This is a genomic window from Desulfobacter sp., assembly GCA_028768545.1.
GTDB lineage: Bacteria > Desulfobacterota > Desulfobacteria > Desulfobacterales > Desulfobacteraceae > Desulfobacter.
On record CP054838.1, the window covers coordinates 3,223,787 to 3,237,038 of the forward strand.

A 13,252-nucleotide genomic window follows, 5' to 3' on the forward strand; every position below is an offset into this window, starting at 1 on the left:
ATAAGAGACAGGAGCATATTATGGTATCAATTTTATTTATCTTTTTTTTCATCATGCTGATCTTAGGGGTGCCCATTGCAGTGTCCTTAGGCATCGCCTCCCTGGTGTCCATTTATTTTTGCAGCAATATTCCCTTTATTATTCTTGCACAAAAAATGTTCAACGGCATGAATAGCTTTCCTTTCATGGCCATTCCCATGTTCTTACTGGCTGGCAACATCATGGCCGAAGCAAAAATTTCAGACCGTCTTGTGGGGCTGGCCGCCATCATGGTGGGTCGGTTCCCGGGCGGTCTTGCCCATATGGCAACCGGGGCATCCGCTTTTTTCGGATCCATATCCGGATCAGCTCCTGCCACAACCGCCGCCATCGGTACGGTCATGATCCCCTCCATGATAAAAAAAGGATACTCCAAATCATACTCAGCCGCCGTTATTGCTGCCTCCGGCGCACTGGGATTGATTATTCCCCCGAGTCTGACCATGGTTGTTTTCGGGGTCATTGCAGGGGTGTCCATTGGCAATCTCTTTCTTTGCGGGGTGCTGCCCGGACTTATTATCAGTCTGGCCATCATGGGGCTCAACTATTATATCGCCAAAAAAAAGGGGTTTCAATGCGAAGCCCAATTGTCCGGTCCGGAAAAAAAAGCCATCATCAAGGACAGCCTGCTGGCCTTGCTCATGCCCCTGATCATTTTGGGAGGCATTTACAGCGGCGCCTTTACAGCCACTGAATCTGCCGCAGTGGCCTGCCTGTACGGTGTCGTGGTGGGATGTTTTATCTACCGGACACTGACCCTAAAAGGGCTATTCAACATCCTGAAAAACACTTCAGAAAATGCGGCCCTGATCATGTTTCTCATGGGAACGGCCAATCTTTTCGGATTTATCATCACCGCAGAACAGGTCCCCCAAAATTTTGCGGCCTTTATCATGGGGGTGACCCAGAGCCAGACCCTGGTGATGATCATCATCATGGCCATGCTTTTGGTCATCGGAACTTTTCTGGACAATGTGGCTGCGCTTGTGCTCTTTGTTCCTATAATGATCGGACTTGTAAACGCCATGCACATTGATCCCATTTATTTTGGGGTATTTACCATCATTACCCTTGCCGTGGGTCAGTTCACCCCCCCCTGTGGGTCTGAATCTTTTCATCGCCAGCAATATTGCCCAGGAAAAATTTGAAGTGGTGGTAAAGGATGTGATTCCATATTTTCTGGTCTATGTATCCTTTTTGATCCTTTTTATTCTCATTCCCAAAATTTTAACTATTTTCATCTGATATCAAACATAGGAACCCAAATGAAAAAAGTAGTTGTACTGACAACCGGCGGAACCATTGCCAGCGTTAAAAATAATTCCAACGGACTATTCACCTCAGGTGCCATGTCCGGTGATACACTCATTGACAAAAAAAAATTGATGCCGGCATCAGCGTAGAAGTGGATTCGGTTTTCCAGGTGCCCTCCAATGCCATGAGCTTTGAAAATCTTTTGATGCTCAAGGATAAAATCCTGGAATATTTTATAGATCCCCAGGTAACTGGAATCGCCATCACACACGGCACAGACACCCTGGAAGAATCCTCCTATTTTCTGGATCTGGTCATTGATGATCCCCGGCCGGTGGTCCTGACCGGATCCCAGCGGGCCACCTTTGAGGAGGGAACAGATTCCTATACCAATATCCGGGATGCGGTCACGGCTGCGGCCTGTCCGGACTGCAGGGACATGGGAGTGATGGTATTGTTTAATGAATATCTGTTTTCAGCCAAATATGTAAAAAAAATGCATGCCTATAATGTCCATGCCTTTACCAGCTTCGGCACCGGCTACCTGGGCTATGTGGATAAGGCAAAAATCTATATGATCAACCGGCCAGTCCACCAGGAATCCTATGAGATCAAAAATCCGATCCCCAAAGTGGAGATCATAAAAGCCAGCCTTGACGGGGACGGGGCCCTCATTGACTGCGCGGCTGGTTTAGGTATCCAAGGGCTTATCCTCGAAGGCGTGGGCAGGGGACATGTCACCCCCATGGTTGCCCGGGCCGCTGCCAAGGCCGTGGAAAAAGGTATTTTTGTAGTCATCACCACAGCATGCGAGCAAGGCCGGGTCCATCCGGTCTATGATTTCAAAGGCGGGGTGGTGGACCTTAAATCAAAGGGCGTAATCACCGGCCATGATTACGACAGTAAAAAAGCACGGATCAAGCTCATCGTGCTTCTCGCCTCAGGCATTGAAACAAAGGAGGCCCTGCAGCAGGCGTTTTTATACTGATTGATTAGGGGATACCGGCTCTTATGTGTAGGTAAGGCAGGTCTCCCAGCTTGTGGAGCTGACAGCTATGGCGTTACGCAGAGCGATTTCGTCTCGTTCGCGTAACGCCTTGAAAATGGCCTTGTGATCTTTCAATGCCACTTCGGGAAGCACCCGCATTGAGGTTTCTATGGAAGCGTCAAAAAGCTCCATCATGGTTTTGCCAATACGGATAACCATCCGGTTGTGGGTGGCCTGGAGCACGGCCATGTGAAAGGCCAGATCATGGCTGGCAGATTGATTCCCAGATGCGATGACTGCCTCAAATTCCACAAGCTTTTCTTCTATATCTTCAATATCCTTATCCGTGGCCGTTTCCATGGCCATCACAGAATAGGCCGGCTCAAACATCTTACGCAGATTAAGCAAGTCCTGGGGAATTCCCTTGGCCAGAATCAGCTGAAAGACCATGGGGTTTAAGGCATCTTCATCCGGACTTTTCCTTATAATGGTCCCCTGCCCCCGTTTGACCTCAAGAACACCCATGGCCTGGAGCATTTTAATGGCTTCTCTTACACTGGATTTACCCACCCCCAGGTTGTGGGTCATTTCAGATTCGGAAGGAATAAAATCCCCGGGCTTTAACTCTCCGTTGATCAGGGCCATTTTTATGCGTTCTATGACCAGCATGACCACAGATTTCTTTTTCAAAGGGGACGTGAGAATTGTACTTTTAGCTGATGCGTTCATGGATGATTAATTTCTATTTTTTTAATGCCGATTATATTCTATAACTGCGTTTAATTACGCAAATTTAATATCACAGCACAGGCCTATTGTACATAGGAATGTGCCTGTATCCCGTGTCCAATTTCAGGACTCCTTTAATCAAAAGAACAAAAAAGATTTCAAATTATTCAAAACCAGGTGAGTTTAATTGACGGATCTTACCTTTTTCGAGTTTGTCTTGATTCTTTAGATATTCTCTTATTTGATATGCATCAGCCCCAATCGTGCTGGCACAATAAACGCCATCCTGAAAAAGGGTATTCTCCGTGCAGGGACCCAAAAGACTTATGATAAAATCATGGGTAACATCTATGGGGATGTTTTTGAAAATGACACAGCGCATGCCGGATATGAAAAGAGTTTATCAAACCTGTTTGATATTGTATATAACAGGGGGCCCGGCGATGGCTTTCAGAAGAAAAAAGAAATTATCTTTCGTTTACCATCATCAAAATTTTAAACAGCCTCCATTATCAAGCCGCTGGTAAAACAGCGGCTTTTTTAGTTGTAAACCTGATTTTTTATAGCATCTCCTGCTCAAATTTAGAGCAAAAAAAAACTCAACTTTATGCTTTAGGATTTTTAGAATGCGGTGATACGCTTGTGTTTTTTAATCCGAAGGCTGCCAAACCGTATCATGGAGCCTGTGCATGGCCTCAATTACCGGGTCATCTCGCCGGGCGTCAAGAAACGCAAACAATAAATCCACGCACAAAGGTTTTCCCTGCCAGATTGCAACCTGACCTTTATCATAGGCTGCTTTGGCTGCGCTTTTCTCCATAAAGCCCAGGCCGGCCCCTGCCCGGATCAATCCGATCATGGCCTCATCGTCGGCTTCCACCGCAGTGTTCAACTCCTTTATGCCCAGGTCAAAGTGTTGGCGAATAATTCGTCCCAGGCGGCATCCCTCTGTGTTGACCACCCAGGGAAGATCTTTAATATGATGAATATTTGCATTGTTAAGCTTCTGCTCCCAGTCTGCCGGCCCGGTCACCCAAAATTCAATCTTCCCAAGACTTCGGGTCGCAATCCCCGGGGCAACGGCAGCGTCCAAAAAGTAACCGCAGGCAATGGCTCCGGCCTTAAGGGCTTTTTCAACCCGGTGGGAAGACTTCTGGATCAACTGGAATTTCAATCCAGGATACATTATTTTCCCCGCCTCAAACAAGCGGTTTACTCTCAGCAGATCGGGTTGGGCGTTCAGCCCTATTCTGACCTCGCCCATGGGGTTTCCCTTTAGTTTTTCAGCCTGATTGAAAAGATCCACAGAGGACGCCAGCACTGTTTTTGCCTTTTCCAAAAGAACTTTCCCTTGGCCGGTAAGATGCATTCCTTTTTTGCTTCTTTTAAACAGAGCAATACCAAATTCCTGTTCCAATGCCTTGATATGGGCGCTGACAGAAGGTTGACTCGTGTTCAGGCGGCAGGCTGCCCGGGTCAAGTGGCTCTCTTCGGCCACGGTCACAAATGTACGCAGTTGGTATAATTCCATGGGGTCCTTTTATCATCCATTTTTCCGAAGATATTTATCAGATCATACTATTATCTTTTTACCCTTAGTCAACCTAATATCTTTTGTATTCTTTATCGCAAAAAGGAGATTTAAAACCATGCACCCCATTATTTTAAGTTTTATGAACAAAGAACACATCAAAGATATCAAGGCGGAATTAAGCGTTGCCAGGCAAAAACAATCCGCACAAAAACCGGCCTGCTGCAAAGCGGGTTATGATCATCCCCCCCTTTTTGGGAAAAAAGGAGGTACACTGCAATATCCAGAAAATTGGCCACCTAAATTGCAGGATAACAAACAAATTGCCTGCAGGTTCTACAAATTAAACAAAGACCAAAGCCTGAAAAACCGTATAGGTAAATTTCTGTCGTTTACAGCGGTTAGATTAGGTGCAAAAAAAATTTAAAACCGCCCAAGACATACAACACAATCTACCCCATAAATAAAACCGGGCAGGACCTTTTGGGTCCTGCCCGAAAAAATATCTTACCTTAAAAGGCTTACTCTTTTACAAACCTGACCACAAAGACCCTTGAGTTGCCCCGCCTGAACAACAAGTGGGCGGTATCCCCTTTTGGAATCTGACCCAGGACCATGGCATAGTCCCCCGGGGTGTTTATCTTTTTATGGTTCAGTTCAACCAGCAGGTCCCCTGGCCTGACACCGGATCTTTCCGCCAATGATCCGGGATTGATCTGGGAAACAACCAGTCCTTTGAGCCCCGTGGGAAATCCAAGGCGCTGGGCGGTTTTATTGTCCAGTTCCTTGAACATGAACCCGAAATCATCATAACTGTTTGTTCCTGAAAATTGAGTATCCCCGACCTTGTCCGGTCTTTTGCCAAGCTTGACCTTGATGGTTTTTTCCTTTCCCTCACGGATCAATGCCACCTTGATCTTCTGGTCCGCTTTAAGATTGGCAATGGTGATGGTCAAATCCCTGGAGGAATTGATTTCTTTGCCGTTAATACTCATGATCACGTCACCCTGGCGGATCCCGGCCTCATGGGCGGGATTATCTTCATAGGCTTTGGCCACATAAACCCCCTGGCCGGGTTCAAGATTGTAGTATTCAGCCATTTCCTTGCTCACGTTCTGGATGGAAACCCCCAGCCATCCCCTGGAAACATGGCTGGATTCGGTGAGCTGATCAATGATGCCCGTGGCCATATCAGAGGGGATGGCAAAACCTATGCCCTGGCCGGATTTCACAATGGCCGTGTTGATGCCGATGACCTCGCCATCCAGGTTGAGCAAAGGCCCCCCGGAATTGCCCGGATTGATCGAGGCATCGGTCTGGATAAAATCATCATAAGGGCCTGACCCGATGATCCTGCCCTTGGCAGAAATAATGCCGGCAGTAACGGTCTGCTCAAGACCGAAAGGAGAACCGATGGCCACCACCCAGGAGCCCACCTCAGCATCTTGGGAAGATCCGAATTTAAGGGGTAAAAGCCCTTTTGCTTCAATCTTGATCAGGGCAAGATCGGTCATGGCATCCGCCCCGATGATCTTGGCATCATATTCCTTGTTGTTGTGAAGAATGACCTTGATCTCGTCGGCATCCTTGATCACATGGTTGTTGGTGACAATATATCCTTTTTTATCAATGATAAATCCAGAGCCAAGACTGCGCTCGGTGCGGCTTCTCGGCTGCTGATTAAAAAAAGGTCCGAAAAATTTTTCCATGTCCTGCTGGTTTCCCCCGAAAGGAGAACCGAAAAAATGCTGAAATACCCGTCCCCCGCCCTGAATGGTTTTAACGGTCTGGATATTGACTACCCCCGGCTTTGCCTGGTCTGCCAGAGCTGAAAACCCCGCAGGCACCATGGGCACTGAGGCCTGGGCAATGGCAGGAAGAAGCGCTATACAGAAAAGCCCTGCAATCATTATTATTTTTTTTATCTGTCTCATAACAAACCTCCTTAAAGCTAAATTTATAGATTGGCCGTGTTTTAACGTAACCTCACTATAATGCATAAAGATAATTTTTAAATGATCTCAAAGTGACGATATGGTAATCTAATACAAAAGACAGATCCGCCATAGTTGCGGTTTTCAACAAAAATCTCCCCCTTGTGCTGTTCCACAATGGTTTTGGCAAGACTCAAGCCCAAGCCCGTACCCTGGGTGGTTCTTGAAGACTCTGCCCTGAAAAACCGCTCAAAGATCTTTTCAAGGCAGTCAGGTTTAATTCCCGGTCCTGTGTCGGCCACCCGGATGGACACAAAAGATCTTTGGCCATCTGTGTCAGCTGTCAGGGATACCTGTACCTCACCTTTTTCAGGCGTATATTTCAAGGCATTGTCAACGATATTTGAAAAGGCCCGCTGGAGCATGGACGGATCTGCCTTGATCCTGATTTCTGGTTCGACCTTGTGGGTAAACCTAATCTGTTTATCCTCTGCTACGGGCACAAAAAGATCACAGGCATCGGAGACCAGAGAGCTTAAATCCATGGGCACAAACTCAAAGGTCTCTTCACCGCCTTCTGCCCTTGAAATCACAAGCATGGTGTTGATCATGTCCAAAAGCCTGTCAGACTCTTCAATGGTGTTGGCGGCCATGGCCTCATAGGTTTCAATATCATCGGGCTTTGCCTGAATCAGAGCAAGCTCTGCAAATCCCCGGATCCGGGTCAGAGGACTTTTAAGGTCATGGGCAATGTTGTCACTTATTTCCCGGATGCTTTTCACCAATGCTGAAATCCTGTCCAGCATCCGGTTAAAGGTGACGGCCAACAGGTCAAGTTCATCCTGGTTGCCGGTTTCAGGCACCCGCTGGTCAAGGTTGGACCCTTTAATGGTGCTGGCGGTACGGGTAATGGCAGCCACGCCGGAGAGGGCCTGGCGGGCCAGAAACATTCCGGAAACGGCTGAAAAAAAGATGACAAAGCCCATGGAAATGGAAAATATTTTTTTAAAGCTTGAAAGAAACCGGGAATGGGCGTTCATGGCAAGGCCGGTATGGAGGATCACATTCTGGGCCACAAAGGCGTACATCATCCTGGCGTTCTGGTGATGCCCTGTCACCTTGACGGTTTTAAATACGGGCACCTGTTTGTGCATCAGCCTGTCCACGGAGTTATCGTCAATGCCCACATCTTTCCAATAGGACATGTGGGAGGAGGCAAACACCTCGCCTGTGGGATAGAGCAGCCTGAAAAAAATCTGTTTTTCCCCTGCAGCCTGGGCTTCGATCACAGCAAGATTCTGTGCGCCCACGATCCCGTTGCGCTGGATTGCCGTCCTGAAATACCCGGCCTTGTCCATGAGTTCCTGGTCAATCTGGTTTAATATGGTCTGGGTGGCTAGAAAATAAAACAGGGCAAACACCACACAGGAAGAAATGGAAAAAATGCCTGCATACCAGACCGTGAGCCTAAAGGCGATGGTTCTGAAAAAATCAGGCATTTTGAGTTTTAAGGACATACCCTGCCCCCCGCACCGTATGGATGAGCTTAATTGGATATCCCTTGTCTATTTTATCCCGAAGGCGGCAGATCCTTGCCTCCACCACATTGGTCATGGGATCAAAATTATAGTTCCACACATGCTCCATAATCATGGTCTTGGACACCACCCGCTCCCGGTTCCGAATCAGATACTCAAGCAGGGAAAACTCTAAAGGCTGTAAATCAAGCAGGTCTTGTCCCCGCCGGACCTGGCGCTTGACAATATCCACGCTCAAATCAGCATAGGTCAAAGAAACCGGCTCGGTCTGGTTTCCCGCCCTTCTGATCAAGGCCTGAACCCGGGCCTGAAGCTCTGAAAAAGAAAAGGGTTTGGTCAGATAATCATCGGCACCTGCCTCAAGGCCTTTGATCCGATCTCCCACCCTCCCCCTTGCACTCAGGACAATAATGGGGGTATTTTTCCCTTTGGCCCTCAACTTTTCAATCAAGGAAAACCCGTCCATCTCCGGCAGCATAATATCAACGATCAGCGTGTCATAATCCACGCCCAATGCCATATCAAGGCCTTCAATGCCGGTTTGTGCATGGTCCACGGCAAAGCCTGCGGACCGCAGCCCCTTTTCAACAAAAGAGGCTATTTTCTCATCATCTTCCACCAATAACAATCTCATGTAATCTATCCTATTCCCCGATGATTTTTACCAGAACTCTTTTTTTGCGTTTCCCGTCAAACTCACCGTAAAAAATCTGCTCCCAGGTGCCAAAATCCAGTTTCCCGTCGGTCAAGGCAACCACGACCTCCCTGCCCATGACCTGCCGTTTCATATGGGCATCGGCATTGTCTTCTCCCACATTGTGCCGGTATTGGCCCACCGGGGCATGGGGCGCAAGTTTTTCAAGCCAGAGATCATAGTCGTGGTGAAGCCCTGCCTCGTCGTCATTGATAAAAACAGAGGCCGTAATATGCATGGCATTGCAGAGCACCAGCCCGTTTTGAATCTGACTTTGTTCAACACAACGTTCAATTTCCGGGGTAATATTAATAAAGGCCCGCCGTGTAGGGATCTCAAACCAGAGTTCCTTTCGATAATGCTTCATTTTATATCCTTAAATTCAGTTTAATTTGGATTCAAATCCATTGTACGAATCATCCCGCCCAGGCAAATAGTAGTATACGTCTCCTGGTTTAATCAATATTGATTTGATTTTTTTGTATTAAAACGATACCCTCTTCGCTTAATTTAAACCAAATTGATGTGTAGATTAAAGGATAATTAATGAAATATTTCTGGTGGGTTACCCAGGTTCTAATGCTCATGGTATCCATATTTTTTCTGGTATTCAGCATTGATCTGCTCAGAGCGTCCTACAGCCTGAAAGATCCCTTTAATTTCATCATGACCTTTTTTGCTGCAAGTTTTATTATCACGATCAGTCTGGCTTTAGGAGTCAGTTTTCTGATCAAAATGATCCGGGTCTTTCGTCAGATTAAAAATAGCCCGGCCAAGAATTAAAGCCTATGTCTGTATTGATCTCTTTAACAAATGTGACAAAAGCCTATGGGGATGACACCCTGTTTTCCGATCTCAGCTTTGATGTAAAATCCGGAGAAAAGCTCGGACTCATCGGCATGAACGGCTCGGGCAAGTCCACCCTGCTCAAACTTATATGCAAACGCTCTTTGCCCGACGAAGGGGAGTTGAGCCTCGCCCTGGGAGAAAACCTGGTATACCTTGCCCAGGAAGACCCGTTTGAGTTGGAAAAAACCATCGAGCAAATATTGTATCAAAGCCTATCCCATCAACCCATTGACGACAAAGAACGCCACAGACGGGTCAGCCAGGCCCTGGGCAAAGGCAAATTTGCAGATGCAAACATAAAAATCAAACACCTTTCCGGGGGGTGGCGCAAACGGCTGGCCATTACCCGGGCCCTTTGCATGGGTCCTGATCTTCTGCTTTTGGACGAACCCACCAACCATCTGGACATTGAAGGCATTCTCTGGCTTGAAAAAATGCTTCAGGCGGCAAGATTCTCCTTTATCCTTGTCAGCCATGACCGAACCTTTCTGGAAAATGTCTGCTCCCATACCATGGAAATCGGACGGTATTATGAAGGGGGATATTTTAAAATCCTGGGCCAGTATAAAAAATTTGAACAGGAAAGAGAAAAATACCTGGATGCCCAGGTCAAACAGCAGGCCTCTTTGGCCTCTAAAATGAGGCGGGAAGATGAATGGCTCAGACAGGGAGCCAAGGCCAGGACAACCAAGGCCAAATACAGAATTGACCAGGCAGGGGAACTCAGAAAAAAGCTTGGGCTTATCAAGGAAAGAAACCAGCAGACCGCCAAGGTCAACATTGATTTTTCAGGCACGGGCCGCCAGACCCGAAAGCTGCTCAGGGTCCACAATTTAGGCAAGGCATTCGAGGGAACCCAGCTCTTTTCAAATATTACCTTTGAACTGGGCCCCAAATTTTGTTTAGGAATTGTCGGGGAAAACGGCTCGGGCAAGTCCACCTTTTTATCCCTGGTGGAACGGACCTTGGAACCGGATCAGGGCACGGTCAAGTGGGTAGAAAACCTCAGGATTGCCGCCTTTCACCAGGACCGGACTCAGATTGATCCAAATATCTCCCTAAGGGATGCGCTCAACCCTGCCGGAGGCGATAGCGTAAACTACAAGGACCAGTCGATCCATGTGGTCAGCTGGGCCAAACGGTTTTTGTTCATGCCGGATCAATTGGACATGCCGGTAAAAAGGCTTTCCGGCGGCGAAAAGGCCAGAATCATCCTGGCCAACCTCATGCTTGAACCCTGTGATATCCTCTTGCTGGATGAACCCACAAATGACCTGGATATCCTGTCTTTGGAGGTTCTTGAAAATTCCATCAGAGAATTTCCAGGGGCTGTGATCATTGTCTCCCATGACCGGTATCTCATGGACAGGGTCTGCCATCGTATGCTTTTTCTGGATAAAAAAAAGGCCCCGGCATTTTACCAGAATTTTGACCAGATCCTTGCGGCCAGGCACACAGCCAAGCCGTCCAAGCCTGTTAAAAAACAGGTTGAAAATCAAAAACCAAAAGAAAAACCTGTTTTTTCCTACAAAGACAAATATGAGCTCGAACATATTGAAGATAAAATTCTCCAGGCCGAGGCCGTGGTGGAAGACCTGAGTCAAAAAGTCCAAGCCCCTTATGTGATCCGGGATACGCTTCTGCTGACCCAAACCTGTGCCCTTCTTGAACAGGCAGAATCACAGGTGCAAGACTTGTACGCACGATGGGAAACACTTGAAGCAAAAAAACAAGCGGCACAGGAAAACAAATAAAGATTATCCCGGAGAATCCCCCATGTAATCCACAAGTTTTCCCGTGGTGTTACGAAGGCGCTGGCTGATGAGTTTGGAAATTTTCCACAAAAGCTGAACCCCGAGTTTTGGATCATCTTCGGTCAGCTGGATCAGATGTTCTTCCCGCATGAAAAAAATAATGGTCTCTTTTGCGGCAATTCCGGATGCGGACCTGGGTTCCCCGTCAATCAGGGACATCTCCCCAAAGGTCTGGGAACTTTTCAGGGTGGTCACTTTTGTATTTTCCTTGATGATATCAATGGCCCCTTTGACGATAATCCCGAGACTCTTGTCCATCTCCCCTTCCTTGAACACAATGGCACCGGGTTTAGCCATGACCGGATCAATGTAAAGACAGATTTTCTTGATATGATTCCAGGAAAATTCATTGGCCCATTTGGTCTTTTCAAGTATCTGGGCATACTTGGCATATTTTTCCGCATTCATTTTCTTCTGGGATTTGGACGTAATGATCTCTCCATCGATTATGGGGTCCACATGGCTCTAATTGTAAGGGGTTAACTCGGGGTTGTCAATCTTTTGAAATAGAGGATCAATACCATTTTAAATGTTCAATCCTTAGCGCCTGGATATTTCACGAATCGATTTTATTTTGGCTGCAGGCATCAGGCCGTGAAGCCCTATTGAATCTACTGCCAACGGTCTGCAACAACGCAGATGAGATAAAATCGGTTCGCCCCAAGGGTGACTAGCCTTGGAATTGGTTTGGTAAGCAATTATAACTTGTTGTATTTAAAATAATTAATATCCAATCCCCTCAAATTGTCAGTTTCTGACCTTCAGGTATGAAATATTCGGCTAGTACAGAATCTGCTTGAGGCGGCAGGCCGGCCAGGCCTAAGATCTCACAAAAGAACAAACATCTGGCCGGTATTGGCTGGCTTTTGATCTTTGCACGCAAAAGAATATAGCTGTTTTTTTTAACCCGGCCAGATTGAAAAAACGTTGCCAATTCTAAATTTTGCCGGGATTTGCAAGATACAGGGCCTTACTCTTTGATAATAAACTCATCCAGTTTAGCAAAAAGGGTGTCAGGCCATTTTTCAGCTGTTAAAAATATTTCTTTTTCTTCTTGGGTCAGGCTCTCTTTGACTGCCGGCGGAAGGCTTTCAAAGGCAATCTTTCTCTCTTTTTGATTTTTTTTATCCATCATTTTATCCTATAAATTTAAAAAATTGGGGCTTTAAACTCATGTAAAAAGCCTTGATACAAGGGCTGTTACCGCAGTTTCGACCCTTAAAATTCTCGGGCCCAGGGTAAAAGATTCAAATCCCATACGGACAAAGGCGCTGATTTCCTTTTCAATAAATCCGCCTTCAGGGCCGATGACCAGCACAGTCTGTTTGTTCACCCCAACAGGACAGGGCTGTACACTTTTCGGGTGGGCCAGAACTAAGACCTTGCCCCTGGAAATCGATTCAATTTCCTCTTGAACAAAGGGCGTAAAATACCGCCTTAAGTGCACCCTGGGCATCTGGGTATCCTTGGCCTGTGCAAGCCCTAAACGCAAATGGCGCTCCAAACGGTCAGAGTCTAACACATCGCTTTTCCAAAAACTTTTTTCCACCCGCCAGGAATTGATCAGATAAATATCTTTTACCCCAAGGCTTGCCAAGGACTGGAGGATCCGCTTGAGCATCTTGGGCCGTGGCAGTGCCATCACCAGGGTTAAAGGCAAAGGGGGCGGCGGATCATCAACCAAATTCACCTTCATTTCAAAGCCCTGGCGGTCCATGGACAAGAGCGTCCCTGTGCCCATTTTCCCGTTGACCATGCCGCAGGTGAGAATGCTGTTATTTCCAGGTTTAATCACTTTTTTGACATGGATGAACCGTTGCCCTGTAATGCGAACATGGTCCGGTCCTGAAAAATCCTTTTCCTCCAACAGGATCAGGTTCAT

14 protein-coding genes and 1 pseudogene are annotated in these 13,252 nt (G+C 47.0%); 6 read left to right on the plus strand and 9 right to left on the minus strand.

Annotated elements, in window-relative coordinates:
- Positions 1–20 precede the first annotated feature (20 nt).
- The 3 genes and pseudogenes from HUN05_15645 to HUN05_15655 all read left to right on the plus strand — a co-directional run bounded on the left by HUN05_15645 (position 21) and on the right by HUN05_15655 (position 2,281).
- A complete protein-coding gene (locus HUN05_15645) occupies positions 21–1,187 on the plus strand; it encodes a TRAP transporter large permease (protein WDP86384.1) in 1,167 nt (388 codons plus the stop codon).
- On the plus strand, positions 1,138–1,284 hold the full coding sequence (locus tag HUN05_15650; GenBank protein WDP86385.1) for a TRAP transporter large permease subunit: 147 nt from the start codon (positions 1,138–1,140) through the stop codon (positions 1,282–1,284). Before HUN05_15645 ends, HUN05_15650 begins: the two co-directional genes overlap by 50 nt.
- Before the next feature lie 20 nt (positions 1,285–1,304).
- Positions 1,305–2,281: pseudogene (locus HUN05_15655) on the plus strand (asparaginase).
- Between the two features lie 21 nt (positions 2,282–2,302).
- On the opposite strand, the gene HUN05_15660 reads toward HUN05_15655, so the two are convergent.
- Together HUN05_15660 and HUN05_15665 are read right to left on the minus strand one after the other, a co-directional pair.
- Positions 2,303–2,950 (minus strand): FadR family transcriptional regulator, encoded by a 648-nt coding sequence (locus HUN05_15660; protein ID WDP88091.1) that lies wholly within the window; start codon positions 2,948–2,950, stop codon positions 2,303–2,305.
- Between the two features lie 709 nt (positions 2,951–3,659).
- Positions 3,660–4,541 carry a LysR family transcriptional regulator gene (locus HUN05_15665; GenBank protein ID WDP86386.1) on the minus strand — a complete coding sequence of 294 codons (882 nt, stop codon included), beginning with the start codon at positions 4,539–4,541 and terminating at the stop codon, positions 3,660–3,662.
- 118 nt (positions 4,542–4,659) lie between these two features.
- On the opposite strand from HUN05_15665, the gene HUN05_15670 reads away from it, so the two are divergent.
- On the plus strand, positions 4,660–4,968 hold the full coding sequence (locus tag HUN05_15670; GenBank protein ID WDP86387.1) for a hypothetical protein: 309 nt from the start codon (positions 4,660–4,662) through the stop codon (positions 4,966–4,968).
- Between the two features lie 94 nt (positions 4,969–5,062).
- Here the strand turns inward: HUN05_15670 and HUN05_15675 are convergent, their stop codons facing one another.
- The 4 genes from HUN05_15675 to HUN05_15690 all read right to left on the minus strand — a co-directional run bounded on the left by HUN05_15675 (position 5,063) and on the right by HUN05_15690 (position 9,074).
- Positions 5,063–6,475: a Do family serine endopeptidase gene (locus tag HUN05_15675; GenBank protein WDP86388.1), complete on the minus strand. Its 1,413-nt coding sequence runs from the start codon at positions 6,473–6,475 to the stop codon at positions 5,063–5,065.
- 77 nt (positions 6,476–6,552) lie between these two features.
- Positions 6,553–7,974, minus strand: a complete 1,422-nt coding sequence (locus HUN05_15680) for a HAMP domain-containing protein (GenBank protein ID WDP88092.1) — start codon at positions 7,972–7,974, stop codon at positions 6,553–6,555.
- Positions 7,967–8,647 carry a response regulator transcription factor gene (locus HUN05_15685; GenBank protein WDP86389.1) on the minus strand — a complete coding sequence of 227 codons (681 nt, stop codon included), beginning with the start codon at positions 8,645–8,647 and terminating at the stop codon, positions 7,967–7,969. The genes HUN05_15680 and HUN05_15685 overlap by 8 nt, the downstream gene beginning before the upstream one ends.
- A gap of 10 nt (positions 8,648–8,657) precedes the next feature.
- Positions 8,658–9,074 carry a YjbQ family protein gene (locus tag HUN05_15690; protein ID WDP86390.1) on the minus strand — a complete coding sequence of 139 codons (417 nt, stop codon included), beginning with the start codon at positions 9,072–9,074 and terminating at the stop codon, positions 8,658–8,660.
- A gap of 179 nt (positions 9,075–9,253) precedes the next feature.
- Between HUN05_15690 and HUN05_15695 the strand changes: the two genes are divergently transcribed.
- Positions 9,254–9,490: a hypothetical protein gene (locus HUN05_15695; protein ID WDP86391.1), complete on the plus strand. Its 237-nt coding sequence runs from the start codon at positions 9,254–9,256 to the stop codon at positions 9,488–9,490.
- 5 nt (positions 9,491–9,495) lie between these two features.
- The gene (locus HUN05_15700) at positions 9,496–11,310 is read left to right on the plus strand and encodes an ABC-F family ATP-binding cassette domain-containing protein (GenBank protein WDP86392.1); all 1,815 of its coding nucleotides are present in this window, start codon (positions 9,496–9,498) and stop codon (positions 11,308–11,310) included.
- A gap of 3 nt (positions 11,311–11,313) precedes the next feature.
- Here HUN05_15700 and HUN05_15705 read toward each other — a convergent pair whose 3' ends face one another.
- From HUN05_15705 to HUN05_15715, 3 genes are all read right to left on the minus strand, one after another.
- Entirely contained in the window at positions 11,314–11,778 is a 465-nt protein-coding gene (locus HUN05_15705; protein WDP86393.1) for a cyclic nucleotide-binding domain-containing protein, read from the minus strand.
- A 562-nt stretch (positions 11,779–12,340) separates the two neighbouring features.
- The gene (locus HUN05_15710; GenBank protein WDP83752.1) at positions 12,341–12,505 is read right to left on the minus strand and encodes a hypothetical protein; all 165 of its coding nucleotides are present in this window, start codon (positions 12,503–12,505) and stop codon (positions 12,341–12,343) included.
- A gap of 36 nt (positions 12,506–12,541) precedes the next feature.
- Positions 12,542–13,252 (minus strand): 16S rRNA (uracil(1498)-N(3))-methyltransferase, encoded by a 711-nt coding sequence (locus tag HUN05_15715; protein ID WDP86394.1) that lies wholly within the window; start codon positions 13,250–13,252, stop codon positions 12,542–12,544.

Excerpts from the sequence above, each read along its gene's own strand:
- HUN05_15645 (WDP86384.1), top strand. The coding sequence starts at position 21 with ATGGTATCAATTTTATTTATCTTTTTTTTCATCATGCTGATCTTAGGG.
- HUN05_15660 (WDP88091.1), bottom strand. The coding sequence starts at position 2,950 with ATGCTGGTCATAGAACGCATAAAAATGGCCCTGATCAACGGAGAGTTA.
- HUN05_15665 (WDP86386.1), bottom strand. The coding sequence starts at position 4,541 with ATGGAATTATACCAACTGCGTACATTTGTGACCGTGGCCGAAGAGAGC.
- HUN05_15670 (WDP86387.1), top strand. The coding sequence starts at position 4,660 with ATGCACCCCATTATTTTAAGTTTTATGAACAAAGAACACATCAAAGAT.
- HUN05_15675 (WDP86388.1), bottom strand. The coding sequence starts at position 6,475 with ATGAGACAGATAAAAAAAATAATAATGATTGCAGGGCTTTTCTGTATA.
- HUN05_15680 (WDP88092.1), bottom strand. The coding sequence starts at position 7,974 with ATGCCTGATTTTTTCAGAACCATCGCCTTTAGGCTCACGGTCTGGTAT.
- HUN05_15685 (WDP86389.1), bottom strand. The coding sequence starts at position 8,647 with ATGAGATTGTTATTGGTGGAAGATGATGAGAAAATAGCCTCTTTTGTT.
- HUN05_15690 (WDP86390.1), bottom strand. The coding sequence starts at position 9,074 with ATGAAGCATTATCGAAAGGAACTCTGGTTTGAGATCCCTACACGGCGG.
- HUN05_15695 (WDP86391.1), top strand. The coding sequence starts at position 9,254 with ATGAAATATTTCTGGTGGGTTACCCAGGTTCTAATGCTCATGGTATCC.
- HUN05_15700 (WDP86392.1), top strand. The coding sequence starts at position 9,496 with ATGTCTGTATTGATCTCTTTAACAAATGTGACAAAAGCCTATGGGGAT.
- HUN05_15705 (WDP86393.1), bottom strand. The coding sequence starts at position 11,778 with ATGAATGCGGAAAAATATGCCAAGTATGCCCAGATACTTGAAAAGACC.
- HUN05_15710 (WDP83752.1), bottom strand. The coding sequence starts at position 12,505 with ATGATGGATAAAAAAAATCAAAAAGAGAGAAAGATTGCCTTTGAAAGC.
- HUN05_15715 (WDP86394.1), bottom strand. The coding sequence starts at position 13,252 with ATGAACCTGATCCTGTTGGAGGAAAAGGATTTTTCAGGACCGGACCAT.